This window comes from Comamonas sp. JNW (assembly GCF_003105075.1).
GTDB classification, from domain to species: domain Bacteria; phylum Pseudomonadota; class Gammaproteobacteria; order Burkholderiales; family Burkholderiaceae_C; genus Comamonas; species Comamonas squillarum.
Map to the genome: position 1 here is coordinate 59,894 of NZ_QETI01000016.1, position 24,287 is coordinate 84,180.

The 24,287-nt window shown below is 60.8% G+C and carries 28 protein-coding genes and 2 tRNA genes; 10 read left to right on the plus strand and 20 right to left on the minus strand.

All coding sequences use genetic code 11. From position 1 onward, the window contains the following. Positions 1–101: 101 nt before the first annotated feature. Positions 102–1,832, plus strand: a complete 1,731-nt coding sequence (msbA, locus tag DCO45_RS19495; RefSeq protein WP_116927368.1) for a lipid A export permease/ATP-binding protein MsbA — start codon at positions 102–104, stop codon at positions 1,830–1,832. 131 nt (positions 1,833–1,963) lie between these two features. Then, positions 1,964–2,860, plus strand: a complete 897-nt coding sequence (locus tag DCO45_RS19500) for a DNA ligase (RefSeq protein ID WP_243419428.1) — start codon at positions 1,964–1,966, stop codon at positions 2,858–2,860. Positions 2,861–2,971: 111 nt separating this feature from the next. On the opposite strand, the gene DCO45_RS19505 is transcribed toward DCO45_RS19500, so the two are convergent. Beyond that, positions 2,972–5,530, minus strand: a complete 2,559-nt coding sequence (locus DCO45_RS19505; protein WP_232539319.1) for an arginine/lysine/ornithine decarboxylase — start codon at positions 5,528–5,530, stop codon at positions 2,972–2,974. Between the two features lie 159 nt (positions 5,531–5,689). Between DCO45_RS19505 and DCO45_RS19510 the strand changes: the two genes are divergently transcribed. From DCO45_RS19510 to DCO45_RS19530, 5 genes are all read left to right on the plus strand, one after another. Beyond that, positions 5,690–6,130, plus strand: a complete 441-nt coding sequence (locus DCO45_RS19510; RefSeq protein WP_116927369.1) for an NfeD family protein — start codon at positions 5,690–5,692, stop codon at positions 6,128–6,130. 189 nt (positions 6,131–6,319) lie between these two features. Continuing rightward, positions 6,320–7,234 carry a stomatin-like protein gene (locus DCO45_RS19515; protein WP_021028801.1) on the plus strand — a complete coding sequence of 305 codons (915 nt, stop codon included), beginning with the start codon at positions 6,320–6,322 and terminating at the stop codon, positions 7,232–7,234. Positions 7,235–7,355: 121 nt separating this feature from the next. Continuing rightward, positions 7,356–7,446, plus strand: a tRNA-Ser gene (locus DCO45_RS19520). An 87-nt stretch (positions 7,447–7,533) separates the two neighbouring features. Continuing rightward, positions 7,534–7,624, plus strand: a tRNA-Ser gene (locus tag DCO45_RS19525). Between the two features lie 178 nt (positions 7,625–7,802). Further along, the gene (locus DCO45_RS19530; protein ID WP_116927370.1) at positions 7,803–9,023 is read left to right on the plus strand and encodes a site-specific integrase; all 1,221 of its coding nucleotides are present in this window, start codon (positions 7,803–7,805) and stop codon (positions 9,021–9,023) included. Here DCO45_RS19530 and DCO45_RS22790 read toward each other — a convergent pair. The 16 genes from DCO45_RS22790 to DCO45_RS19600 all read right to left on the minus strand — a co-directional run bounded on the left by DCO45_RS22790 (position 8,956) and on the right by DCO45_RS19600 (position 18,375). Continuing rightward, positions 8,956–9,381 carry a hypothetical protein gene (locus DCO45_RS22790; RefSeq protein WP_133248212.1) on the minus strand — a complete coding sequence of 142 codons (426 nt, stop codon included), beginning with the start codon at positions 9,379–9,381 and terminating at the stop codon, positions 8,956–8,958. The genes DCO45_RS19530 and DCO45_RS22790 overlap by 68 nt on opposite strands. A 27-nt stretch (positions 9,382–9,408) precedes the next feature. Continuing rightward, positions 9,409–9,606, minus strand: a complete 198-nt coding sequence (locus tag DCO45_RS19535) for a hypothetical protein (RefSeq protein WP_116927371.1) — start codon at positions 9,604–9,606, stop codon at positions 9,409–9,411. A gap of 17 nt (positions 9,607–9,623) precedes the next feature. Next, entirely contained in the window at positions 9,624–10,103 is a 480-nt protein-coding gene (locus tag DCO45_RS19540) for a hypothetical protein (protein ID WP_116927372.1), read from the minus strand. A gap of 106 nt (positions 10,104–10,209) precedes the next feature. Further along, positions 10,210–10,887 carry a hypothetical protein gene (locus DCO45_RS19545; protein ID WP_133248213.1) on the minus strand — a complete coding sequence of 226 codons (678 nt, stop codon included), beginning with the start codon at positions 10,885–10,887 and terminating at the stop codon, positions 10,210–10,212. Continuing rightward, a complete protein-coding gene (locus tag DCO45_RS19550) occupies positions 10,880–12,913 on the minus strand; it encodes a DNA cytosine methyltransferase (RefSeq protein ID WP_116927374.1) in 2,034 nt (677 codons plus the stop codon). The genes DCO45_RS19545 and DCO45_RS19550 overlap by 8 nt, the downstream gene beginning before the upstream one ends. A 5-nt stretch (positions 12,914–12,918) precedes the next feature. After that, complete coding sequence (locus tag DCO45_RS19555) at positions 12,919–13,125, minus strand: hypothetical protein (protein ID WP_116927375.1); 207 nt, start codon at positions 13,123–13,125, stop codon at positions 12,919–12,921. Between the two features lie 21 nt (positions 13,126–13,146). After that, a complete protein-coding gene (locus DCO45_RS19560) occupies positions 13,147–13,368 on the minus strand; it encodes a hypothetical protein (protein WP_116927376.1) in 222 nt (73 codons plus the stop codon). Beyond that, positions 13,365–13,637 (minus strand): hypothetical protein, encoded by a 273-nt coding sequence (locus tag DCO45_RS19565; RefSeq protein ID WP_116927377.1) that lies wholly within the window; start codon positions 13,635–13,637, stop codon positions 13,365–13,367. Before DCO45_RS19565 ends, DCO45_RS19560 begins: the two co-directional genes overlap by 4 nt. Continuing rightward, complete coding sequence (locus tag DCO45_RS19570; RefSeq protein ID WP_116927378.1) at positions 13,634–15,613, minus strand: replication endonuclease; 1,980 nt, start codon at positions 15,611–15,613, stop codon at positions 13,634–13,636. The genes DCO45_RS19565 and DCO45_RS19570 overlap by 4 nt, the downstream gene beginning before the upstream one ends. A gap of 7 nt (positions 15,614–15,620) precedes the next feature. Then, a complete protein-coding gene (locus DCO45_RS19575) occupies positions 15,621–16,085 on the minus strand; it encodes a hypothetical protein (RefSeq protein ID WP_116927379.1) in 465 nt (154 codons plus the stop codon). Positions 16,086–16,095: 10 nt separating this feature from the next. Further along, positions 16,096–16,248, minus strand: a complete 153-nt coding sequence (locus DCO45_RS23055) for a hypothetical protein (protein ID WP_021025320.1) — start codon at positions 16,246–16,248, stop codon at positions 16,096–16,098. Positions 16,249–16,359: 111 nt separating this feature from the next. After that, positions 16,360–16,797: an ogr/Delta-like zinc finger family protein gene (locus DCO45_RS19580; protein WP_116927380.1), complete on the minus strand. Its 438-nt coding sequence runs from the start codon at positions 16,795–16,797 to the stop codon at positions 16,360–16,362. Positions 16,798–16,849: 52 nt separating this feature from the next. Beyond that, positions 16,850–17,320 carry a hypothetical protein gene (locus DCO45_RS19585; RefSeq protein WP_133248214.1) on the minus strand — a complete coding sequence of 157 codons (471 nt, stop codon included), beginning with the start codon at positions 17,318–17,320 and terminating at the stop codon, positions 16,850–16,852. Then, on the minus strand, positions 17,295–17,531 hold the full coding sequence (locus DCO45_RS19590; RefSeq protein WP_116927382.1) for a hypothetical protein: 237 nt from the start codon (positions 17,529–17,531) through the stop codon (positions 17,295–17,297). Before DCO45_RS19590 ends, DCO45_RS19585 begins: the two co-directional genes overlap by 26 nt. A gap of 36 nt (positions 17,532–17,567) precedes the next feature. Continuing rightward, entirely contained in the window at positions 17,568–17,711 is a 144-nt protein-coding gene (locus tag DCO45_RS23060; RefSeq protein ID WP_165841237.1) for a hypothetical protein, read from the minus strand. A 127-nt stretch (positions 17,712–17,838) separates the two neighbouring features. Next, positions 17,839–18,375 carry a hypothetical protein gene (locus DCO45_RS19600; RefSeq protein WP_133248215.1) on the minus strand — a complete coding sequence of 179 codons (537 nt, stop codon included), beginning with the start codon at positions 18,373–18,375 and terminating at the stop codon, positions 17,839–17,841. A gap of 73 nt (positions 18,376–18,448) precedes the next feature. On the opposite strand from DCO45_RS19600, the gene DCO45_RS19605 reads away from it, so the two are divergent. The 3 genes from DCO45_RS19605 to DCO45_RS19615 all read left to right on the plus strand — a co-directional run bounded on the left by DCO45_RS19605 (position 18,449) and on the right by DCO45_RS19615 (position 20,102). Beyond that, complete coding sequence (locus DCO45_RS19605; protein ID WP_243419429.1) at positions 18,449–19,237, plus strand: S24 family peptidase; 789 nt, start codon at positions 18,449–18,451, stop codon at positions 19,235–19,237. Between the two features lie 240 nt (positions 19,238–19,477). Beyond that, complete coding sequence (locus DCO45_RS19610) at positions 19,478–19,738, plus strand: hypothetical protein (RefSeq protein ID WP_116927385.1); 261 nt, start codon at positions 19,478–19,480, stop codon at positions 19,736–19,738. Continuing rightward, positions 19,728–20,102, plus strand: coding sequence for a hypothetical protein (locus DCO45_RS19615; RefSeq protein WP_133248216.1), 375 nt, complete (start codon positions 19,728–19,730; stop codon positions 20,100–20,102). Before DCO45_RS19610 ends, DCO45_RS19615 begins: the two co-directional genes overlap by 11 nt. 51 nt (positions 20,103–20,153) lie before the next feature. On the opposite strand, the gene DCO45_RS19620 is transcribed toward DCO45_RS19615, so the two are convergent. From DCO45_RS19620 to DCO45_RS19630, 3 genes are read right to left on the minus strand one after another with little or no spacing between them, the layout of a single operon-like run. After that, on the minus strand, positions 20,154–21,236 hold the full coding sequence (locus DCO45_RS19620; RefSeq protein WP_116927387.1) for a contractile injection system protein, VgrG/Pvc8 family: 1,083 nt from the start codon (positions 21,234–21,236) through the stop codon (positions 20,154–20,156). A gap of 3 nt (positions 21,237–21,239) precedes the next feature. Then, positions 21,240–21,728: a phage tail protein gene (locus tag DCO45_RS19625; protein WP_116927388.1), complete on the minus strand. Its 489-nt coding sequence runs from the start codon at positions 21,726–21,728 to the stop codon at positions 21,240–21,242. Between the two features lie 12 nt (positions 21,729–21,740). Continuing rightward, complete coding sequence (locus tag DCO45_RS19630) at positions 21,741–24,260, minus strand: phage tail tape measure protein (protein ID WP_116927389.1); 2,520 nt, start codon at positions 24,258–24,260, stop codon at positions 21,741–21,743. Positions 24,261–24,287: the final 27 nt, after the last annotated feature.

Consider the following 24,287-nt stretch of genomic DNA (forward strand, 5'->3'; position numbering starts at 1 on the left):
ATCACCTCTACATGTCCACAACCGAAAAACCATCTTCTGCACGTGCGTCTGAGGCATCTGCCAGCACCGAAGGCCACAAACCGGCTGGCAGCGTTGCGCAGATGCCACTGCGCGCACGCCTGTCGCGCCTGGCGCCCTACTTTGGCTACCAACGCTGGACCTGGGTGCTTGCCATTCTCGCGACCATCGTTGTAGCGGGCACCGAGCCGGCCATCCCGGCCCTGCTTAAGCCTTTGCTCGACCAGGGCTTTACCGGTGGCACCTTGCCGCTGTGGGCTGTGCCTGTGACCATCGTCGGCGTCTTTTTCATCCGAGGCCTGGCGCAGTTCATCAACCAATATGCGCTAGCGCGCATTGCCAATGACGGCATGATGCGCCTGCGCGAGAACCTCTTTGGCCGGGTGCTTGATGCGCACCTGGGGCTCTTTACCAAGCAGTCTGCCAGTGCGCTGTCCAACACCGTGGTGTATGAGGTGCAAAACGGCTCCACCCTGATCGTGCAGGCCTTGCTGATGCTCTCGCGCGATGGCTTCACCGTCATTGCGCTGTTGATGTACCTGCTCTACCTCAACTGGCAGCTGACCCTGATCGTGGCTGTACTGCTACCCAGCGTGTCGTGGATCATGAAAAAGCTCTCCAAGCGCCTCTACCACATCACCAAGGCCAGCCAGCAAGCCACCGATGAGCTGGCCTATGTGGTCGAGGAGAACGTGCTCGCGCACCGCATGGTGCGCATCCACGCCGCCCAGTCCAGCCAGTCCGCTCGCTTCCAGATTCTGAGCCGCAAGCTGCGCCAGCTCGCCATCAAGGCCACCATCGCCTCGGCGGCGATGACGCCGCTCACCCAGCTGCTGGCCGCTGTTGCGCTGTCTGCGGTGATCTGCATTGCGCTGTGGCAAAGCCGCACCACCGGCATCAATGCCAAGGATGTGACCGTTGGCGGCTTTGTGGCCTTTATCTCGGCCATGCTGATGCTGATTGCGCCTATCCGTCGCCTGGCCGATGTGGCCAATCCGCTCACGCGAGGCGTTGCCGCCTTGGAGCGCGGCCTCGGTCTGCTCGAGGAAATCCCGCCAGAGCAAGGCGGTGGCTACAAGACCGAACAAGCGCGTGGCGCCATCGCGCTGCAGGATGTCAGCGTGGCCTTTGGCGAAGACAAAGCCCCGGCGCTGCGCCACCTGAGCCTGACCATCCACCCCGGTGAAGTCGTGGCGCTGGTGGGCCCCTCGGGCGCTGGCAAGACCACGCTCGTCAACCTGCTGCCGCGTTTTGTGGAGCCCAGCGACGGCCAGATCAGCATTGATGGCGTGGCCCTGGCCGAGTGGGACCTGCCCAACCTGCGCAACCAGTTTGCGATGGTCAGCCAGGATGTGGTGATGTTCAATGACACCATCGCTGCCAACGTGGCGCTGGGCCAGGACATCGATGAAAAACGCCTGCTCGAATGTCTGGCTGCCGCCAACCTGCAGGACTTTGTCGAGCGCCAGCCCCAGGGCATCCACAGCATCGTTGGGCACAATGCCAACCAGCTGTCTGGCGGCCAGCGCCAGCGCCTGGCCATTGCCCGGGCGCTGTACAAAAATGCGCCGATCCTGATCCTCGATGAAGCGACCTCGGCGCTAGACACCGAATCCGAGCGCCTGGTGCAAGAAGCCCTCTCACGCCTGATGCAGGGCCGCACCACCTTGGTCATCGCCCACCGCCTGTCCACCATCGAACACGCAGACCGCGTGGTGGTGATGGAGCGCGGCCAGGTGGTCGAGCAAGGCACGCACCAGCAACTGCTTGACCTGGGCGGCCTGTACGCGCGGCTGCAGTCTCGTCCGCACTGAACCACCTAGGCATCCCCGCGCAACCCAACATCTGCTTACCGCGCCAAACCACAGCGGCGGTTGGCAGGTGTTGGCTATCGCCGCTAGCATGCGGATAGGCGGCCACCCCGGCCGCTGCCCGAGGAGGCTGCATGCGTGTCCCTGTCCATCCCTGGTGGCGCCAGCTGTGGCTGGCCACCCTGCTGTGCTGCTGGTCTGTGCTGGCACAGGCCAACAGCCCACCCGCGCTGTGGCTTGCGCAAAAGTACCCCGGCGGACTGGACCTGCAGCAGTACTGGGTGAGCGAGAAATACGACGGCGTGCGCGGCTACTGGGATGGCCAAGCGCTGTGGACGCGCCAGGGCACTGCCATCCACGCGCCCACTTGGTACACCGCCGGCTGGCCTGCCACGCCGATGGAAGGTGAGCTATGGGCCGGGCGCGGCCAGTTTGCCCGTGCCCAATCCATCACCAGCAAAGCCAAGCCTGAGGATGCCGACTGGCAGGACCTGCACTTTATGGTGTTTGACGCACCCGCCGCGCCAGGCAGTTTCAGCGATCGCCTGCCAGCCATTGCGCAGTTCGTCGCTGCCGTGCAGCAGCCCTGGGTTCAGGCGGCACCGCAATGGCAGGAGACCGACGAAGCCCGCCTAATGACACAGATGCGGCGCATCGTGCGCGACGGGGGTGAAGGGCTGATGCTGCACAAGGCCAGCGCCGTCTACCGCAGCGGCCGCAGTGGCGATGTGCTCAAACTCAAGCCGCATGAGGATGCCGAGGCCCAGGTGATGGGCTATGCACCCGGGCGCGGCAAATACGAAGGCATGACGGGCGCCTTGCTGGTACGCACCATTGATGGCATCGACTTCAAGCTGGGCAGTGGCTTGAGCGATGCCCAGCGTCTCGATCCACCCGCCATCGGCAGCTGGGTGACCTACCGCTACCGTGGCGTGCACGACAGCGGCAAGCCGCGCTTTGCCACCTTCTGGCGCGTGAGGGAAGAAGGCATGCCACCCTCCCCTGCGGGCGAAGTGGCAAGCACACCATGAGCCATGAGTCATGTGCGGGCATAAAAAAAGCAGCGCCTCTGCGCTGCTTTTGAGCTGAGGAAAGCGTGACGCAGGGGACTCAACATCCCCCGCCACTACTCACCTGCCCGGTCAGACCTTGGGCGAGCGCGGCTTGGCCACGCGGCGTGGCTTGGGCGCTGCCTGCGGGGTCTTGGCCACCGGCGAGACAACACCTTCGCTGGCATCACCCATCGGCTTTTCCGCCTTGAGCGATTTCTTCATCGCAGCGGTGGTGCGCTTCTTGGCCGACGACGCGGGCGCCTTGCCTTCCAGCATGGGGCTGCGCTTCTTGGACGAAGCCACCGGTGCAGAAACCACCTGGGTTTGCACGGCCTGGTCACTGGCGTCCAGCGCCACGCAATCGGCGTAGTAACGCACCTCACCACTCTCTTCGTCCACCAGCTCCACCAGGCCGTGGATATCGGTCTCAAAACCTGGGCAGAGCTTGGAGAACTCACGCGCGAACATGAGGTAGTCCACGATCTTCTTGTTGAAGACTTCGCCAGGAATCAGCAACGGAATACCGGGTGGGTATGGCGTGACCAAACCCACGGTGACGCGGCCTTCCAGATGGTCGATCTCGACACGCTCGGTCTTGCGGCGGGCGATGTGGGCAAAGGCGTCCGATGGCTTCATCGCCGGCGTCAGGTCCGACAGGTACATCTCCGTGGTCAGGCGGGCGATGTCGTACTTGGCGTAGAGCTGGTGCACGTGCTGGCACAGGTCCTTGAGGCCCATGCGCTCATAGCGCTTATGCTGTTGGCAGAATTCGGGAAGGATGCGCCACATCGGCTGGTTCTTCTCGTAGTCGTCCTTGAACTGCTGCAGCGCGGTCAACATGGTGTTCCAGCGGCCCTTGGTGATGCCGATGGTGAACATGATGAAGAACGAGTACAGGCCCGTCTTCTCCACCACCACGCCGTGCTCGGCCAGGTACTTGGTGACGATGGATGCGGGGATACCGGTCTCGTCAAAGTCACCGTCCAGGTCCAGACCCGGCGTCACGATGGTGGACTTGATCGGGTCCAGCATGTTGAAGCCATCGGCCAGATCGCCAAAGCCGTGCCAGTTGTCGAACTCCTTGCCGTTCTTGCCCTTGGTCTTGCGCGATGCGTCCGGGCCACGAATGATCCAGTCCTGGGCAGAGCCCACGCCTTCGTCAGCCAGGGCTTCTGGGCCCCAGACCTGGAACCACCAGTCGTCCTCACCAAACTCATCGTCGACCTTGCGCATGGCGCGGCGGAAGTCGAGCGCCTCGAGGATCGACTCCTCCACCAGCGCGGTGCCACCGGGCGGCTCCATCATCGCAGCGGCCACATCGCAGCTGGCGATGATGCTGTACTGCGGGCTGGTCGAGGTGTGCATCAGGTACGCCTCGTTGAACAGGTTGAAGTCCAGCTTTTGCGTCTGGCTGTCCTGCACCAGCACGTGCGATGCCTGGCTGATACCGGCCAGCAGTTTGTGGATGGACTGGGTGGCATAGACCACCGAGTGTTTCGGGCGCGCGCGCTTCTTGCCCATGGCATGGTAGCTGCCATAGAAGGGGTGGAATGCGGCATGCGGCAGCCAGGCCTCGTCAAAGTGCAGGTTGTCCACATAGCCATCGAGCTTTTGCTTGATGGTCTCGGTGTTGTAGAGCACGCCGTCGTAGGTCGATTGCGTCAGCGTCAGCACGCGAGGCTTGACGGCCTTTGGATCAACACCCTTGAGCAGCGGGTTGGCAGCGATCTTGGCTTCGATGGTCTTGGGCGAGAACTCGCTCTCATGGATCGGGCCGATGATGCCGAAGTGGTTGCGCGTGGGCTTCAAGAACACCGGAATCGCACCCGTCATGATGATCGAGTGCAGGATGGACTTGTGGCAGTTGCGGTCCACCACCACCACATCGCCCGGTGCCACCGTGTGGTGCCAAACCATCTTGTTGGAGGTCGAGGTACCGTTGGTCACAAAAAAGCAGTGGTCGGCATTGAAGATGCGCGCCGCATTGCGCTCGCTCTCGCCAATCGCGCCGTTGTGGTCCAGCAGCTGGCCCAGCTCTTCGACGGCGTTGCAGACGTCCGAGCGCAGCATATTCTCACCATAGAACTGGTGGTACATCTGGCCAATCGGGCTCTTCAAAAACGCCACACCGCCACCGTGACCGGGGCAGTGCCAGCTGTAGGAGCCGTCTTCGGCGTAGTCCAGCAGCGCCTTGAAAAACGGCGGCTGGATGCCTTCGAGATAGTTCTTCGCTTCGCGCAGGATATGCTTGGCCACGAACTCGGGCGTGTCCTCGAACATGTGGATGAAGCCGTGCAGCTCGCGCAGGATGTCGTTGGGCAGGTGGCGGCTGGTCTTGGTCTCGCCATAGATGTAGATCGGCACATCCGGGTTCTTGCGGCGCACCTCGGTGATGAAGTCACGCAGGTTGTGCACGATCAGGTCATCACCGCCGCCGAGCTGGAACTCCTCGTCGTCGATCGACAGGATGAAGGCACTGGCGCGGCTTTGCTGCTGCGCAAACTGGCTCAAGTCACCATAGCTGGTCACGCCCAGCACCTCAAAGCCCTCCTCCTCGATGGCATGCGCCAGATCGCGGATGCTCAGGCCGGAAGTGTTTTCCGAGCGAAAGTCCTCGTCAATGATGACGATGGGAAAGCGAAACTTCATGGGCGTTCCCGCAGGGGCGGGCCTCACTAAAACAATCGAAACAGGCGCGAAGTGTACGGAATTTGCACGCCCTTTTTATGTATCCTGCATCAATTGCCGCAAAATTGGTCGGCATATCGCACAATCGGACAACAAACCTAATCGAACAAGGAGGGAGCTATGGAGATGTCAACCGTGTGGTGGCTGCTGACCGGCCTGGCCGTCGTCGCCGAGCTGCTCACCGGCACGCTGTATTTGCTGATGGTCGCCATTGGCATGGCTGCCGCTGCCATCGCTGCGCACCTGGGTGCCAATGAAGTCACGCAGATCCTGGTCGCCGCCATCGTGGGCGCAGCCACCGTGCTGGCCTGCTACCTGCGGCAAAAACGCCGCGGCTCGCTGCTCTCGGGTGAGCGCGATCAGGACATGCACCTGGACATTGGCGAGCTGGTCCACATCGAACACTGGGATGCCGACCGCTGCGCCCAGGTGCGCTACCGCGGCGCGCCCTGGACGGCTGCACTGCTGGGCCAACACCCTGCGCTGCCCGGCGCCTACCGCGTGGTGCGGCTCGACGGTAACCGCCTGCTGGTGGAACCTGCCGAGCCCGCCGCGCACTAAGCGCGTATTCCCATCACCGGGGCAACAAAACATAACAGGCGCAGCCCAACCCATGCCCCACCACCGCCACTTGGCCCATCACACCCGCGTGGTGTAATGGCCAAGACCGTTGAGCCAGGGAGCCATCCCCAGCCAATCACCGAAAAAACGGGCGCGTTGCACTTAGCAGTGCGTCCATGAGGAGAGTCCATGGAAGTCGCCATCATCATATTTGTCATCGCCATCATCTTCATTGCGATGTCCGTCAAGATCGTGCCCCAGCAGCACGCCTGGGTCAAAGAACGCCTGGGCCGTTACGCCGGCACCCTGGCCCCCGGCCCGCGCTTCATCATTCCCTTTGTCGACAAAGTCGCCTACAAGCACAGCTTGAAGGAAATTCCGCTGGATGTCCCCAGCCAGGTCTGCATTACGCGCGACAACACCCAGCTGCAGGTAGACGGCATCCTGTACTTCCAGGTGACCGACCCGATGCGCGCCAGCTACGGCTCGTCCAACTACATCATGGCCGTCACCCAGCTGGCCCAGACCTCGCTGCGCAGCGTGATCGGCAAGCTGGAGCTGGACAAGACCTTTGAAGAGCGCGACATGATCAATGCCCAGATCGTCTCGGCGATCGACGAGGCCGCGCTCAACTGGGGCGTGAAGGTGTTGCGCTACGAGATCAAGGATTTGACGCCACCGGCAGAAATCCTGCGCTCCATGCAAGCCCAGATCACTGCCGAGCGTGAAAAGCGCGCGCTGATTGCCGCCTCTGAAGGCCGCCGCCAGGAACAGATCAATATCGCCACCGGTGAGCGCGAGGCCTTCATCGCCCGCTCCGAAGGTGAGAAGCAAGCCGCCATCAACAAGGCGCAAGGCGAGGCCGCATCGATCACTGCGGTGGCTGATGCCACTGCCCAGGCGCTCGAGCGCATTGCGACCGCCATCCGCCAGCCCGGCGGCGAGCAAGCCGTGCAGCTGAAGGTGGCTGAGCAGGCCGTGCACGCCTACGGCAAGCTGGCGAGCGACGCGACTACTACCTTGGTCGTCCCGAGCAACATGACCGAGGTCTCCAGCCTGATCACCTCGGCCATGCGCATGATCCAGACCGGCAAGGGCCAGTAACCACCCCGCCAACGCAGATGCAGCGCGCGCCCTCCTGGGGCCGCGCTGCATTTTTGCCAAACAAGGCCCCGCTTTGCTGGAAGGCGCCAAATTTCAGGCTAGAATACACGCTTCACCGACTGGAGAGGTGGATGAGTGGTTTAAGTCGCACGCCTGGAAAGCGTGTGTGGGTTAATAGCCCACCGCGGGTTCGAATCCCGCCCTCTCCGCCAGTCAACAGGTGAAATTGTCAGCCAAGCTGTCCACGCTTGGCTTTTTATTTCCTGGCCACCACAGGATGTAAAACGTACAAAACATGCGGAGAGGTGGATGAGTGGTTTAAGTCGCACGCCTGGAAAGCGTGTGTGGGTTAATAGCCCACCGCGGGTTCGAATCCCGCCTTCTCCGCCAGAACACGAAAAAGCACCCCTTGAGGGTGCTTTTTTCATGCCCAATCGCGGCCTATTGCTCTATATACTCCAACGTGTTACGCTCAGTTCACTGGTGTTATATACAGTACTTATCTGGAACGCCTAACTACCCCAATCTAAATTTTGATGGCCCATCTGACGGCCTGTGGAACTCCCCTATGCCGAAACGCATTCTTGAAAAAACTGCCTTGGAAGTCTCTCGCCTACGCGAAGAAGGAGCGCACGCGGTTGGTGGGGTAACCGGGCTGTATCTGCAGATCATCGGTGGTTCTCGTTCATGGGTCTATCGGTACACACACCACCGGGCGCGTAAGCGCATGGGCTTGGGCAGCTATCCCGCTGTGGGGCTGGCAGCTGCCAGAGACGCAGCGCGGGCTGCTCTCACCTTGCGCAACAGTGGCGCGGATCCTTTGCAGGTGCGCGCCGCTGAGCGTGAAGCCGCCCGCCTTGCAGCCTCCTACCAGATGCCATTCGAGCAGGCAGCAGAGAAATTTATCAAAGAGCATGAGAGCACATGGCGCAATCTAAAGCACGTCAACCAGTGGCGCAGCACACTGGCAACGTACGCTTTCCCCGTCATTGGCCACCTGAACGTGGCAGACATTGAACAGGCGCATGTGCTGCGTGTCCTGTCGCCAATTTGGAAGACTAAGACGGAAACAGCCACGCGAGTGCGGGGGCGCATCGAGCAAATCCTTGATTGGTCAACCGTCCACGGTCACCGCGGCGGGCCTAACCCTGCCAAATGGAAGGGCCTGCTAGAACACGTTCTAGCGAACCCCAACAAGGTGGCACCCGTTCAGCACCACCCTGCCGTGCCTTACGCCGCCCTGCCTGATTTTTACCAGCGCCTTTGCAGTGTGAAAGGCCAAAGCGCCCGCGCGCTGCAGATGCTCATCTTGACGTCGACGCGATCCGGTGAACTGCGCGGCATGCGCTGGGGAGAACTAGATCTATCTGCTGGCCTATGGCTTGTGCCCGCTGAACGCATGAAAAGCAAACGCCTTCACCGCGTGCCGTTGCCTGCGCAGGCACTTGCCATGCTGAGCCAATTGAAGCCAGGCGAGCCGGATGACCTGGTGTTTGTTTCCAATCGCGGCGGCATGCTCTCCGATATGTCCCTAACTGCGGTGATGCGCCGGCACTACCCCGAGGCCGTGCCGCATGGTTTCCGCTCCACCTTCCGCGACTGGGCTGGGGAATGCACGCACCATCCACGCGATGCAATAGAGCTGTGCTTGGCACATGCCATCGACACAAAAACAGAAGCCGCGTATAGACGCGGCGACATGCTGGAAAAAAGGACGGTGATTATGCAGGAGTGGGCGGATTATGCGGCTCCAGGCCATCTGATTTTGGCGGGCCAGCAGCAGGAGTAATCATAGCATCCTGATAAATAGACGCTGCTTCAACGACTGCATGGCGCGCAGCTTCTGCCGGATCAGCGCCTATGTCAACTTGGAAAAAGCCAAGCTTCTTACCGTTGTCATAGCGTATCGAAACACCTACTACTTTGCGGGAGTAGTCGATATCGACCAACATTCCCAGTTTTGAAGCAAGCCGCCAAGCATCACCGTCGTCGTCCCAAGCATTCCATTCGGTGAAATCCATCCCATCATCATCGGTTCTTTGTATCCCACGAACAAAAAAATACTCCCATGGACCATTTTCTGGATAGCGGCTCGCCCCAGCGGCTTGGGCGGCGAGCTCGATTTTCTTACGCATTTTTTCGTCCATGGTTGTACCTTGTTTGCCCAAGCATTATCAGCTTTTATCAGCTACACGAAGATCCCCACCCCATGCTTTAGGACAGCTCTCCAGCCAGGTCACAATCTCGCTGACCAGCCAAAACAGCTTTTGCGGCCCCGCCTTGCGCGGGTGCGGGAAGCCGTGGTTCTCGATCAGGTTGCGCAGCGTCATTTCGGCAACGTCCATTTCGGCCAGCACTTCTTCTTTGTTCATTCGGTAAATGCCCATGCTCAGGCCACCAAATATACAGCTGGAAATTCCAGCTGTTTGATCACATCTGCGCTCACCGTGCCCGCCATCACATGCTGCGACAGCAGGCGCGCGCCAGGCTCAAACCGCCTTGCCAAGTTGCCGTAGCTGCAGAACAGATCAATGCTGATATCGGCAGCCAGCGACAGCTGGGCGCCCCAGCTGGAATCCCAGCGGTGCCCGTCCACCGCCATGTCGACCACGGTGGCCAGCGCCTGGTGTAGGCCTGGCCGGTTGTCGCCGGCCACCGGAATGGCTCGCGCAATCTCGGCGCCCATTCCAAGCAGATAGGCCAGGCGGGCCAGCAGCTCGGTCTGGTTTGACTGGTGATCGGCCTGCACGCAGTGCAGCCCCACGCTGGTGTATTCGGCCTCCATGTTCTTGCGCACCATCAGCGCCATCATCGGCGCCGCCTTGCGGTAGAGGCCGCGCTTCATGGCTCGGCTGTGCAGGTTGGTCATTGCTTGCCACCTTCCAAAATTGCTATTGCGATGTAGTACGCCGCAACGGCGATCCAGAAACCAAACCAGGCCAGGCCACGCCCAATAGCTTCTGCGGCTTCTTTGCTCATGCTGCACCGCCTTCCTTGATCTTTCTCACATAGGGGTGCAAATCTGCATCCTCGATCTTCCAATATTCACCTGTCCACATTCCACCGGATCCAGTGAACTCAGCTTCAATCTGATCGTCGGTAAGTGGCAAGGCATCAGCGGGCTGGGCTTGAGGTGCTGCAAGCATTGCCCGCAAATCGTCGATTTCAAAAAGGCAAGTTTGCGCGGGCGGTCGGCCCTCCCGCGTTTTGCCCCACTCCACGGCCATCTCCATGGCAATCAGGCACCGTCGAGCCAGATCAGTCCACTGCTCAGGCACTGCCTGCACCGCTGCCTTAGCTTCGGCGCGCAATACCAAGGCCTGCGCCGCCTTGATGCTGTCGTAATCACCGTAGACAAACAAATTGCCGTCACCGTTGCCGACACCCATGCAGCAAGCAGTCTTGGCTTTTAGTGCCTTGAGTTGCTCATTCACCGGCACGGCCACGGCTGCAGGCTCTTCCCTGCCAGCCCAGTACCCAGCCCGGAACTGCTCCCCGTTGCCAGTCCAGTACACAACCCCCTGTTGGCTGTCTTGATAGGCCAGGCCCAGAGAGATAGCAACCAGGTCAGCTTCACGCCGGCTCTCCCAGCGGGCATTCATTTGATCTTTGGTTTCAGTCAAGAGGGAATCGAAAGGTTTGTTTTCAAGCATGTTGAGCTCCATAAATCTGTGCCTCGTGGGCGAAATTGGCGCGCACCAGGGCCTCGGCCACCGGTGGGCAAACTGAGTTCCCGCACATGCGAACCTGGGCGGTGGTGCTTAGGTCGATCTGCGGCAAGTCCAGCGGGTTTCCTTCCACTTGCTTGCCGTTGCGGAACAGAAGGGCAGGATCTGGCACACGTTCAAAGCGGTAGTCTTTGGGGAAGCCTTGGGCGCGGAACAGCTCGCGCGGCTTGAGCATGCGCAAGGTGATGTCAACCAGTGCCCACCAGTTGCCCGCGTGCCACATCATCACCAGCTCGGCCACATCGGGAAACTGCTCGGGCAAGTGCTTTTTCAGCAGCTCAGCACACTGGCGCGCACGCTGCTCATGCTCGGGCGACAGCGTGTCCGCAAGCACCTGGGCCGTCTGCACCAGGCCCATTCGGGTTTTGGTGGGCAACGTGTGCATTGGTACGCTGCAGGCGCTGTCCTGGCCGCCCTCGCTGTAGTACTTCACCAGGTAGGCGGTTATCAGGCGTTGGTTGCTGCCGGCAGCCGTGATGGTGGACATGGGATCATCAGCCGCGCGCCCGTCGCCGTCGTAGAAGCCGCCGTTGGCCTGCTCCAGGCATGCGGCCACCATTGCTTGTTCACCACGGTGTGCACCGGTGACAGTGCGCAGCGGCTGCCGTGGATCGTGGCCGCTTCGTTCGCCGTGATGGGTGAGGTGGGTCAGGTGCGCGGCCACAATGCCCATTTGGATGCCGGTGCTTGGCCGTTTGGGCGTGCCGCCGGCGGTCACGGTCGGCAAAGGCGCATCCATGGCGCTGCCCACGCTGCCGGTGTTGAACTTGGTGATATGGGCCATGGCCAGGGCGCTTTTGACACCACCGGCCACCACGGTGCCCAGCGGAGTCTGAATGTCCTGCACGCGGGGTTCTTGGCCTGCGCGCTCGCCGTAGCCGATGGTGATGAGATTGGCACCCACCAGCGCATGGTGGGTGCCGCCTGCGGCCACGGTGGACAGTGGCGCATCCACAGAATGGCCCAGCAGGTGCTGCTCTGTCGTGCCGCGCAGCGGGGCCAGGGTAGGAGCCACCACCGAAAAGTGGCCGCCCTTGACCTGGGCACAGATGGTGCGCAGGGGCGCGTCGGCGGCCATCGTGCGCTGGCTGCTGCTGTTGGCATGTTCATTCAGGAATGGCGCCCTGTCGCCCACGATGAACGGGCTCGCACTGGTCAGCACATGGCGCCACAGTCCCTTGGCCACCCTGCGCATGGTGTTGTCGACCAGGGCGCGCTTGCGGCCAAACACGCTTTCGGCGGGCAGCGCGAAGTCGATGCACTCGGCCGCAGTGCGCTGCTCTGCCAGCTTGCCGGCCAGCACACGGCGGTCGGTAGCTTCGGCATGCGTCTGCTCAGGCCAGGTAATGGCCAGACCGTCGCGGCGCGCGACGAGAAACAAGCGCTTGCGGATGGTGGGAGTGCCATGGTCGCTTGCGCGCAGCTCCCGCCATTCCACCTGATAGCCCAGCCCCCTCAACTGGCGCACGAACGATTCAAAGGTTTTGCCCTTGCGTGCAGGGTCTGGCCTGGCCGTGCCATCCTCACCCACGATCAACGGCCCCCAGGTCTGGAATTCCTCCACGTTCTCCAGCATCAGCACGCGGGGCTTGCACACGGCCGCCCAGCGCATACCCACCCAGGCCAGGCCGCGAATGCGCTTGTTCACAGGCGTGCCGCCCTTGGCCTTGCTGAAATGCTTGCAGTCAGGAGACAGCCACACCAGGGCCACCGGCTGGTTGCCTGTCACCTCGGCGGGCTTCACATCCCACACGCTTTCGCACAGGTGCTTGGTATGCGGGTGATTCGCCGCATGCATGGCCAGCGCTTCAGGATCGTGGTTGATGGCGATATCCACCGGGCGGCCAAATGCGGCTTCCAGCCCGGTGCTTGTGCCACCGCCGCCCGCGAAGTTGTCAATGATCAGCTCGCCGGGAAACGACAGGGGCAAGGAAAAGGCGTCTCGCTTCATTTTGCTCAGTCCTTTCGCTCAACGCGCAGAACGGCCTTGCCAGTCACATGGCGTGCCTTTTCGGCAGCGTCTTCGCTGCTCGCGGCTTTGAGGTGGATGCTGTCCACCAGCTTGCTGCCCGCTTCACCCTCCAAATCCCAGGCGCTGGCGGTACGGGGATAAACGAAGGCGCGGTAGCTGCGCATGGGTTGGATTTCGGTGGTGTGTCGCATGGTGTTGGTCTTTCGGTTGGTTCAGGCAACCAGGCGCAGTTGGTTGGGGTTTTCGTCGGGGTTGGCCACGGCTTCGGCCTTGGGCTTGCGGCGGCGCTTGGCCTTGGCCGCTTCGGTGGCCAGGCGCTCGCGCTCGGCCGCAAAGACTGCGGCCAGGTGGCTGGCGTCGTGGCCGGTGCCCACATAGGTGCCGGTCTTGCGCTGGTAGGTGTGCGTGCGGGGATCAGTGCGTTTTGCATTCATGGCTGCTGCTCCTTTGGTTGCTGGGTGGTGGTGGAAAAATCGGCGCGCTTTAGGCGCGGGTGGGTCAGGCCGGCGATAAGGCCGACAAGCAGACGCTCATCGGTGTCGGCAATCTCCAAAATCTCGCGCTTCATGGCCTGGCGGGCTTCGGGGCCGTCCTGCATGTCGTCGCACACGCGGCGGCCTGCATCCAGGGCCTGCTGCAGCATTGGGCTGACGGCGCGCATGCGGCGGCCCGCCTGGGTGGTTTTGGCGGTGGTGGTTTTCACTGCTGGGCCTCCATTTGCCGTAGGCGGCGGAAGTAGTCCAAGGTTTCCTGGGGATAGGTGGGCGCTTTTTCGCGCTCGCTGACGCCCAAAATGGTCCGGCGCAGCTCGCCGGTGATGCGGGCCGTACAGTTATTGAAACCAGTCCAAGCGCGCGCCTGCGGCACGCGGGCACCTGCCATGCCAGTGCCCTGCGCTTGTTCTGCTGCATCGCCGTTTTTGGCGGCGTCTAAGTCATGGGATGCATGCGTGCTGGACTCACCAGCAACGGGCACCCAGGCAATGCGGCGGCTCACCAGCCAGCGGCCCGACATGCGGCCCTTGCGCGGCGTCAGGCCGACGATGCGACCCACCTTTACTTCTTCGCCGTATTTGTTCACCTGGCCGTCTTCGACCATGCGATTGACGGTTTTCAGGTGCCAGTCATCGCGGCGGCGGGCGTGGCCGCCCATGGCCTCCATGAACACGCGCCAATCAGCCTTGATATCGCCATGGCGGTGGCAGGCGCGGTATGCGCGCATGGTCAACTGGTCACCTTCTTTGGCGAACAGCTCCAGCTGGTCATGGCTGACGCGGCGCAGCTCGCGCCAGGCCGTCACACTCGGCATGCCAATGGTTTGGAACTGGCGAATACCCCAGCAGGCAGCCCATGCGTCCACGCGCTGGTGGCCCTGGCTTTCTTCGGCGCCGAAGTCCATTACGACCTGTTCGCCGCTTACTAGGTCTTGGTGGTCTGCTAACGCAATGTGGCCCACGCTCTTGGCGATGTACTTAGCCACATAGCCCGCCGCACCGCCCTTTTCCATGCGCTTGATGCACACCCGGTACTCTTGAGCGCCGCGCTCGTTTCCGTCTTCCTTGAGCCAGTAGCGGCGCAGCGTGCTTTCGAGCTGCTGCGCATCTTCCAGGGATTCAGTCCACAGCAAGGCATGCCAATGTGGTGTGCCGTCGTGGTGCGGCTCTGCCACGCGCAAACCATAAATCTTGATGCCCTTGCGGCCCAGCTGGGCACGGGCCTTGCCCCAGGTATTGCAAAGCCACTTTTGGCCATCGCGCGGCGTGGCGCCCTGGTACTTTTCGTTGGGCCTGGTCTTGCCACCACTGAATGCCACGGGGTGGTACTTGCTGGGCAGCGTCAGGGTGATGAATAGACCGAAGTGGCCATGGCTGTCGGCGTATTCCTCAGCCCCGCGAATACGGGTCATCAGCTCGCCGCCGCGCACAGCAGGGTTAGCGGTGCCTAGCGCAGCCAACTCGGCCAGCGTATACACCTGGCCCGCCTCATTGCGGTACAGGCTGCGAGTCAGCACATCGATGTTGCGCTTGATCTGGGCTTGGCGGCGCTGCAGGCCGTCGTGGCTGATGTAACGGCCCCTGGCCACATTGACCAGGCCCAGGCGGATGGCGCCGGCCTCCACCACGCGCGCCACATGACGGCGCAGCCTTTTGCGCCACCATGCGCCATCACAGGCCCGCTCCATTGCAGCCGCCACCTTCTTTTCCCAATCCTCCTGCGTGTCCGAATGCTTGAACTTGAAGAGGCTGTCAAGGTCTTCATCAGACAGCGCCCCCGTGCCGCGCAGCATCACCAGCAGCGCCTGATATTGCTCATAGGCGCCGGTGGCCATGCCGGCAGCCTGGCAGCTGGCCAGGAACTCACCAACGGCGCCCGATAGGCGCTTGGCCCAGGTGCAGATCTCAAAGTCGCTGAGATTCAGGCGGGATGCATTCCCATAGCGCGCATCAAATCCAGCGATCTGCTGCAGCTTGTCCCAGGCCTGCGCCCACTCGGGCGGCGCCTCTAGGCTTTCGTCCACCAACATGCCGCCGCCCAGCTGGGAGCGGATAGCCTGCTGCCAGCTCTCCGGCGCAGCCTCCAACACACGCTGCAAATGGTGTTGCACCATCTGCATGCGCGGCTTGTTGGCCTCCCAGTCAGAGAGGCCAGCAGTCGGCAGGGTGCGCAGGATAGCGGGCATGGTGCGCTTACTCCACCGTGCGCAAGGTCAGCGCGTGCAGGCGGCCAAAAAGGGTTTTGGCTTCGCGGATGATGAACTTGACCGCTTCGCGCTCGGCGGGCGGAATCTCCTGCCAGCTGCGGCCAGCCAGGTAGTCGATGGTTTCCATGTTGCCCATGCCGCCCGCCATCATCAGGATGACGCGCCAGGACACGGGGATGCTGGCCCACTCGGCGTGGTCGGCGCCGGCGTACATGCCCCGGCTGGCCTTCTCCACAAAGAAGTCCCGGTTCTTCATGAAACGCGCACGCTCACGCCGTGGAATGCCCTTTTCAGGCGGGCCGACGAATTCAGCGCGCGCAGGCGCCTTGGGGAACAGGTCAAGCTCTGGCGCCAGGCATTGCAGCTGCGGCACATCACGCACGGGCAGCTTGCGCAAGCCATAGGGCAATGCGGCGGCTACTGCGTTGGCTTCGGCCTTGTCTTGCTTCATCCCGCAGACCTCAAGCCAAATACACCGTGCAGCCGCCGCGCAGGCAACCAATGCGCTCCAGGTAATCGAATGCGCGGTCGTAGGCGGCACCAATGCCGGTAGCCAGAATGCAGCGGGCCTTTTGCTCGCCGTCTTTTAGGTAGGTCATTTGGAAGGTACGCATTTGCTGATCCAAGGTTTTTTTGGGCAAAAAAGCCCCTGCCAGACCCGCAGGCCTTGCAAAAATTGATTGGTTTGGGTGTGTGGTGGTGGCCGCTATTGAGCGGCTCTGGCGCTAGCTGCTAGCGCCTGCAGGCTTGTCGCCCGCAAACAGATCGCCGGTCACCGGCTGGGTGTACAGCGCGTCATGGGCGGCCTCGCCTGCGTTGTCGAGTACCACACGCATCATTTCGCGGCGCACATGGGTGGACAGCGGCAGATTTACGGTGGGGTCAGGCGTGGCGCTGGGGCTCAGCGTGCGCACAATCTCGGTGGTGGCCACAAAGGTGTGGCCGCATTCCACGTTGGTGCATTGGTAGATGGTTTCGCGCATCGTGGCGCTGACTGGCTTGCTGGTGCGGATTTCGCACGTTGCCTTGCAGTGGGGGCACTCCATGCGGGTGCCCTCCATGCGCAGGCGGCGGCCCGTGTGGTTGCCGCGCGGCTTGCGCAGCTCGGCCTTTTTCAGCTCCGCATTGTGCAATGCCTTTTGTTCTGCTGTGGTGTGCATCATGGTGTGCCTTTGTGCAGTCGATATAGCCACTTTTGAGCCGCTCAATAGCCGCTCACTGCTTGGCAAAGAATTGCACCTGGCCGCGCTGCTGCTTGTACTGCTGCAGGCCCAGCAGGTAGACAAAGCGCAGGAACGGCGCGGCATGCTCCAGGCCCAGGCTGTGGGCCATTTCCATGGCCTTCTGCTGCTCGGACGGGAAGATGCGCAGGCCGGCCAGCACGTTGGGGTACTTGGCCGCCTCGCCGGCAGGCTTAGCGTCCACGCGGCTGCCGAAGAAGTACTGCAGCTGATCCTCTTGGGCCTGCAGCTGCTGCCAGCCCATCAAGAACACGGTGCGCAGGAAAAAGCCCCGGTTCCAGCACTTGGCACCCGCCAGCGCGTCGGCCTCCTGCATTTCTTTATCAAACAGGCGCATGCTGGCCAGCTTCTTGATTGGCCGCGCTGCCTTGGCCACCAATGCGCCTGGCTTGCGGCTGCGCGCCAGTTGCGTCAGGCGCTCACGTTGGATTGTTGCTGTTGTCATCTGCGCTCCCGGCTTTTGCCGTTGTGTTGTTGATTGCCAGCTGCGGGCCTGGCCGCTTACCGGTCATGGCCGCCACCATGGCGTCTAACTGCCTGCGGTTGAGCTGCTCTATAGCCGCTTCAATGCTTGGCAGCTGCATCGCCTGGCGGTACAGCTCCAGCTTTGCCAGCTGGTCTTTGCTGTAGCCGATCTGCTCGATGGAAAGCTGCATGGGTCATTGCCGCTTGTTTTGTGCGGGTGCCGCCAATTAGCAGGCGGCGCCGGCGCTATGTTGGGGCGAAACATCGCCCAGGCCCAATGCCTGCAGCTCGTTATCCACCCGGCGCATGGTCATGTCGTAGACCAGCGTTGCTGGTTCAGTTTTCAGGCGCTGGGCCATTGCTTCCAACATGGCCCAGTCCTCTGGGCGGAATCGCACGGTCTTCTTGGCCGTGCGTGCGTGATCCGGGTTCTTGTATGCCATTTGCCAAGCCTCCCCGCCTACGGCGGTGTCGTGTACGATTTGTGGTTACTCGGAGTTACTGCGCCGCATTGGGCCAAGGGATTGCAGAAGCCTGCACCGCTTCATTCGTCCGCGCCTTCTCGCACGCAACCGCCATGCCGTACTGCAGTGCGGTAAACCAATCGTCATCCAAAGGGGAAACAACACCATGCACACACAGCGCATCAAAGGGGTAGAGGCGCTCGCCATCGACAAGAAAGTACTGGCCATCACAAAAAAGCATGCCAGTCCGTGGGACGCTGGAAGCAGCTACCGTATTGCGCTGCGCAATGGCAGCGGCGTCATCTGCCGCACCATCGACATGGATTCTTTTGGCATCTACTTTGGTATTCGTGAGGACTTGCTCGCCCTTGGGCTGCTTGATGAGGTAGTTCCAAACGGCAAGGTAGATGGCTTTGACGCTGTTCTTAGCCTCCCCGCGCAAGTCAGCCCCCGTGAAGCCAGCGTCGGCAGCGGCACGTTGAACCAGGGATGAAATTTTCTTGCGGACTTCGCCGCGTTCAGCACGAAGCTGCTTTAGGTCGCTGTCGCGAGTTGATGCGTTTGTGTTCATTTGCCAAGCCTCCCCGCCTACGGCGGTGTCGTGTACCATCCCCAGAAGGGACGTAATTTGGTGTTACGGCTGCATGATATTTCTAAATTTAGAAATTGGCAAGAAATTTATGGAATCTAGCAATGATGATTACGATATTTCGTCCATTAAGACGGAAATTGGTAATCGCTTGAGGGAGGAACGGGAGCTGCAGAACATGAAAGTGGCCGATCTGCAACGCCCCGGCCTATGGCCAGCGACCACCATCTACGGGTGGGAGAAGGGCATAGCGACTCCGAAAGCCGAATACCTCGGCCACCTCCAGAATCTGGGATTTGATGTTGCGTACATCATCACTGGCAAGCGCACAAAGAACACATCTTCCCAAATTCAGGACGTATTGGCCCTTAGGCGCCCCGGGCTCACAGGCCCCGCACCCACCCCCGCCCATTCAGAAGACACGCTATATGTGCCTCTTCTCAGCGCCACCGGAAGCATGGGCCCAGGCAGCGAAGCACTGGCTGCCGATGTGGTGATGGGAGATGTGCCCGTGTCCCTGACTTGGGTGCAGATGAACCTCCCGCGCAGCCGGCCCGAGGCATTGCGCTTAGTGCATGCCTACGGGGATAGCATGCGCGGTACCCTGGAAAGCGGTGACTTTGCCCTTGTGGACACCGATATTCACTCGGTTGATGCCGATGGGGTGTATGTCCTAGAAGCGCATCAGCGCTTGTTCATCAAGCGAGTGAGACAGCGGATTGACGGCAGGTACGAGATCAGCAGCGACAACCCGGCGATCAAGCAGACCGACATTCTGAACGGCGGCCACGAAGTGCGGATCTGCGGCATGGTGGTGTATGGGTGGAACGGTCGGCGGTTTTAAGGGATAGCAATGGGTGAAGCAAGAAGAAAGAGGCTTACAAGCCATACCGGGAGCTGTGGTGCTGCTTCTCTTGATGTTGAGTAGAGCTGCCATCAGATCAAAACTTGAGCCTATGGCGCGAGGCTTGAAGACGGTGCGTTGAAGATGCTGCATGCAGGGATATTGGCACCATCGCACCATTTTTGGACTACTGGCCTACTGTGGCTGAGCTATAGACATTTTCACCATTAACGGACATGTATGAGCAATGAATCCAATCCCGTCGACGCGCTAGGAGGCGCACTAGGCAAGCTGGCTGACCTAGTGGAAGGCCTAACGACAACAAGCCTGTCCATCAACGTTGCACTGGCTAAAACGCTGCTCGATAAAGGCCTCATAACGTCGGAAGACTTTCATCGCAACATTGACCTCAGTCGCAAAATCTATCAAGACGGCAAGCCTAACGACTTCTCAGATTTGCTCATCAATTCAGTGAAGGGGCTCACGAACAATGACAAATAACGTGTTCTCCGCAGACTTCCAGAAGATCCGCAACTCCTTGCCTTCGGGCACCGAGCCCCCAGATAATGGAGATATGGAACAACGTGTCGCAAAACTTGAATCCCTCGCTGAGAAGATTGGCGAACGCCTCACGACAATCGAAGCAAGATTGACGCGGATCGAGCTGAAGCAGGATGAATTTGCCAGGCACTATGCAACGAAGGCGGATATCGAAAGCGTGAGAACCGCTGTGGAAGGCGTGAAAGCTACTGTTGCAACATCCACATCTTCGATCATCAAATGGACAGTTGGGGCCGTTGTTGCAAGTCAACTGATTCCGGTGCTTGGCACTTGGCTCCCGAAGATACTGGGGCCTGGACACTAGCTCCACACTTTTGCAATTTAAGCCACCGAAAGGTGGCTTTTTCTTGCTCCGCTATTCCCCATCTTCCGGGAGATCATCGGGGTCAGTAGTCCGCGTCGGAGCTTCATCTTCCCCGTTCCGCTCCATCTCCAGCTTGGTGGTAAAGCCGCCATCGCCGCCCAGCTCGCTGGTCACCGTTTTGATCAGCCAATCTTCGCCATCGATCTCGGGTTTAAAGCCGCTGACCTTGACGGGCGTCTGCACCGCCAGCGACGGCTGGCCGATGGCTAGGCTGATCTGCAGCGTAGCCTTGCCGCGCACAATGCGGCCCATCTCTGCCTGCGCAGCGGCCAGGGCGTCGGCCTCGGTGGCGTAGGTGTCTTTGAGCGTTTTCAGGTTGGTTTCGGTGCCCGCGACAGAGGCCCGGCGCTGGCTTTTTTTGGTGTCTCCCCAGTAGGCCCGCACGCCGCTGTAGCTGTCTCGCTCGGAACTGTTGTAGCTGTGCTGGTCGCCGGCGCGGCGGTTCAGCACTACGGCGGGCATGGCCTTGCCGCTGGCGGTCGCTGCGCCGTTGATCGGCAGGAACAGCAGCACGCCCTTTTTGACCGTGGCCACGGCGTCGTGCTGGCGGCCAATGCGGGTCAGAAAATGCACCGGGCTTTCGTTGGTCTGGTCGATGTGCTGCACGCGCTTGCTGGTCAGGCTTGCACCCACCTTGGCCTCCATCCCGTTGGCCTTAGCAATGTCTTGCACGATCTGGCCCAGGGTGGTGTCGTGCCAGCTGCTGCTGGTGCGGCTGCGCAGGCCCTTGCCCAGGTTGGCACTGCGGGCGCGGATGTTCAGCACATCGGGCGTGCCGTTGTGGCTGATTTCGTCCACGGTAAATTCACCCTTATCCACCAGGCCGTGGCCCACCCAACCCCAGCGCAGCGCCACGATGGCGCCCTTTGGGGGAATGGCCAGCTTTCCGTCATGGTCGCTCAGCTCCACATCGAGCTGGTCGGCTTCTTCGCCCCGGCTCTCTGTCAACGCAATGCGGATCAAGCGCCCGTTGATCTTTGGCGTTATGTCCCTTCCGTTGATGGTAAGCAGGTAGGTGGGCTGGCGGTAGTCGTTGCCAGCATCCAGCGCTTCCGGTGGGGTTGTCTCTGCCATTGCTTACCACTCCCCATCGCCATTTAGCCACCAGTCCCAGGGATCGCCGGCATACCAATCGTTATCTCCAGCGCCGCTGTCTGGGCCGGTGTCCAAGCCGCCAGACGGATCAACCTGCTGTGCATCCACGCGGGCCAGCGATAGCGTGAACTCCACCTTGCGCGCGGCACCTTCGCGGATGAAGACGGTTCGAGTGGTGTTTATGCTCTCGATTATCCAAGCGCCCATGGCATCGTTGCCAGTGAACAGGTTGTAAGCCATGCCTGCGTCAGCCATATCGGCCAGGCGGTCAAGGGCCTTGCGGTCGCCCATGAACTCGGGCACCTGCAGGCCGGTCAATGTGATCTTGTCATCGCCTGGTCCGACATACTGGCGCGCGGGCCGGTCGCCTACCCGGCTGCTGCTGGGGTGGCGCCATTCCTGGCTGCGCTGCAGTTCGATGTAGGCCAGGGTCGAGAGGCCAAATACAAATTGGCCAAGGGCTGCCATCATGGTTCTCTGTTCCTAGTTGGTGTCGTAGAGCGCGCTACCCATGCGTGCAGCTTTCGCGCGGTTTTGACGGTCGATTTCAAAACTCACAGCCCGGGCCACAGCTTTTTCATCCATCCCAGGCGCCGCCGTCACGCTGATGTTATTGGTGGTGGTAATGGTTGGCCCAGCCGTGGCCGCAACCGGTGCCATCGTCAGCATGGGGGCCATCGTTGCATCACCCGCACCGGGGCGAAGCGTATCCATGCCTGGTTTGCCCAGCGCATCATGCGGCGTCCATTTGCGATAGCCAGGCTCGGTGCCTTCTTCACTGCTGAAAAGCCCCACCACCGCTGATTTGGCTGCGTGGTAGGCCTTGAGCACCATGGACTTGACGAACTCATACATTCCCAAGGTGGCGGCATTCAAGCCCCACTCCAAGGCTGCGCCAATCTCCTTTGCAAGGCTCCACCATTCGCCAGCTTTGAAATACTCCTTTATCTTGTCCCAGTGCGCATAGACACCAGCGGCCACGCCGGCTATGCCCAGAACAATTGCGGTCAGCGGGTTGGCCCTGGCAAAGGCAAACACCAGTTTGAATAGGCCACCCAACCCCGCCTTGAACACAGCCACAATGCCGCCCATCGTGCGCAAGGAACCAAACGCGGCCACAGCGCGCGCGCTCATAGTGGTGAGCAAGCCGACAACGCCCAATTTTCGGAAAGTCTGCCAACCTGCCACCATCCCTGCGACACCGCGTGCGACTACACCGACACCGGCCCCGGCCTTGCCACCCGCTGCAGCGACACCCAACAGGTTGAGAGCGAACCGGGCTGATAAGAAGCGCAACATCATCATCGGCCCGAGCAACGCGATCAGGCCCATCCCCAAAGCGCCACCGACCGTGAGAACCGTCGCCAAACCGGCTGCAATCAGCATCAGCGTTTTAACGAGACGAGGATTCTCCACCACCCAGTCTTTAGTGGCCGCAGCCAAGGCGCCCAGCCAATTGAGCATGGCCTTGATTTCCGGGGCAATGCTTGCGCCAAGTTCCTTCAGCAGATTGCTGTAGGCGCCGCCTGCGGCATCAGCTACATTTTTCAGCGTGGACAGCTGCTCATTGACGCGCTTTTGCAGGTCAGCTTGCTCCTGCATCTTCTGCACGGTTTGCTTGTATCCATCCAGGTTGTCATTGATCCATTTGGTCAATACCCGATTGGTTTCAGCGTCGTCTCCCCAAAGCTCATTGATGACTTCCCCCCGCGTTTGCATGGAAAGTCCGCGCAGCTTGTCGAGCTGAGCAAACAGCTTCTCCATGCCACCAAACTCACCTTTGCCATTCGTAAAGTCCAGGCTGAACCCGGCCCGGGCTTTCTTCAAGGCTTCGTTCGCCTTGCCGACCTTCTTCTTGCTCATGGCACGGTCGTAGATCTTGCGGACGGCATTGCCGACCGATCCGCCGTCTTCCATACCCGCCTGATTCATCATCACGGCCATGGGTGCCAGCATGCGCATCGCCTCAGCGCCCTGCACTTTCATCACATCCATCACGGGTGCTGCGTTACCCATTGCTGACTGCATGAACGACATATCGGCGCCCAAGTAGTTGGCGCGCTGCATGAGGTCAGCAACCTCCGGCATTTCCTTTTCAGTTGCACGCAGAGAATCTTGCATCTTGGCCATCTTGGCTGCGGCCTCTTCCGGAGCTACTTGCAGCAGCACCCCCAGATTCGCCGCAGCCTCGCCAAGGCCGCCCAGCACTGCCTGCGCGCTCATACCCTCTTTTCGCAGCACAGTGAACATCTTGATGAAATCTGCGGTCGTGCCCGGCAACCTATCGCCCAGCTTGTTGGCCAACCCCAAAATCTGCTCGTACTCAGGCACAACGCTGCCTTCTGCCTGCATGAACGAGACTTTCAGCTGGGACTGTGCATCCTCTGCATCAGCATAGGTGTTTACCGCCGGTATCAAGGTGGACTTGATCTTTTGGCCGGCCATCATCCCGCCTGCAGCAGTGGCACCCCACATGCCCATTTTTGTCATGGTCGTGGCGTGCTTATCCCGAAGCGCAGCTAGCCGTTCTTCGACTTGTCGCTGTTGTTCAAACTTACGCTTTTGCGCGTCCAACTGGGTATTGGTGGCTGCGATATCGCTGGCCAGCTTGGTTTGCGCAAGAGAGACCTTTCCCAGCCCCAATGCATTTACCTCAGAGCGCAGACGCATCACGGCCGCGCGCTGGCGTTCATAGGCCGCCGCTTGCTGGGCAATTTCTCGCTGCTTGTCGGCAATCTGCTTTTTGTTAGCTATGCCCTGCGCACGCATGGCGGCAATCTGCTCGTTAAGGACGCGCAGCTTATCGCGCTCCTGAGTAAGCCCGGGCTTGGAGTTCTCCAGCTTTTGGACCAGCCGCTGCTGCGATTGCAGTCGCTTCAAAGCTGCTTCAGTGTCACCGATTGCGCTGGATGTAGCCTTGCTACCCACAGCGATTTTGCGCAATGGCCCGGTAACCTTATCGACTGCAGCTAGCAGGACTTCTAAACGCAGCTTATCAACCATGACGCCCCCGTGGCGCCATGCCGCTAA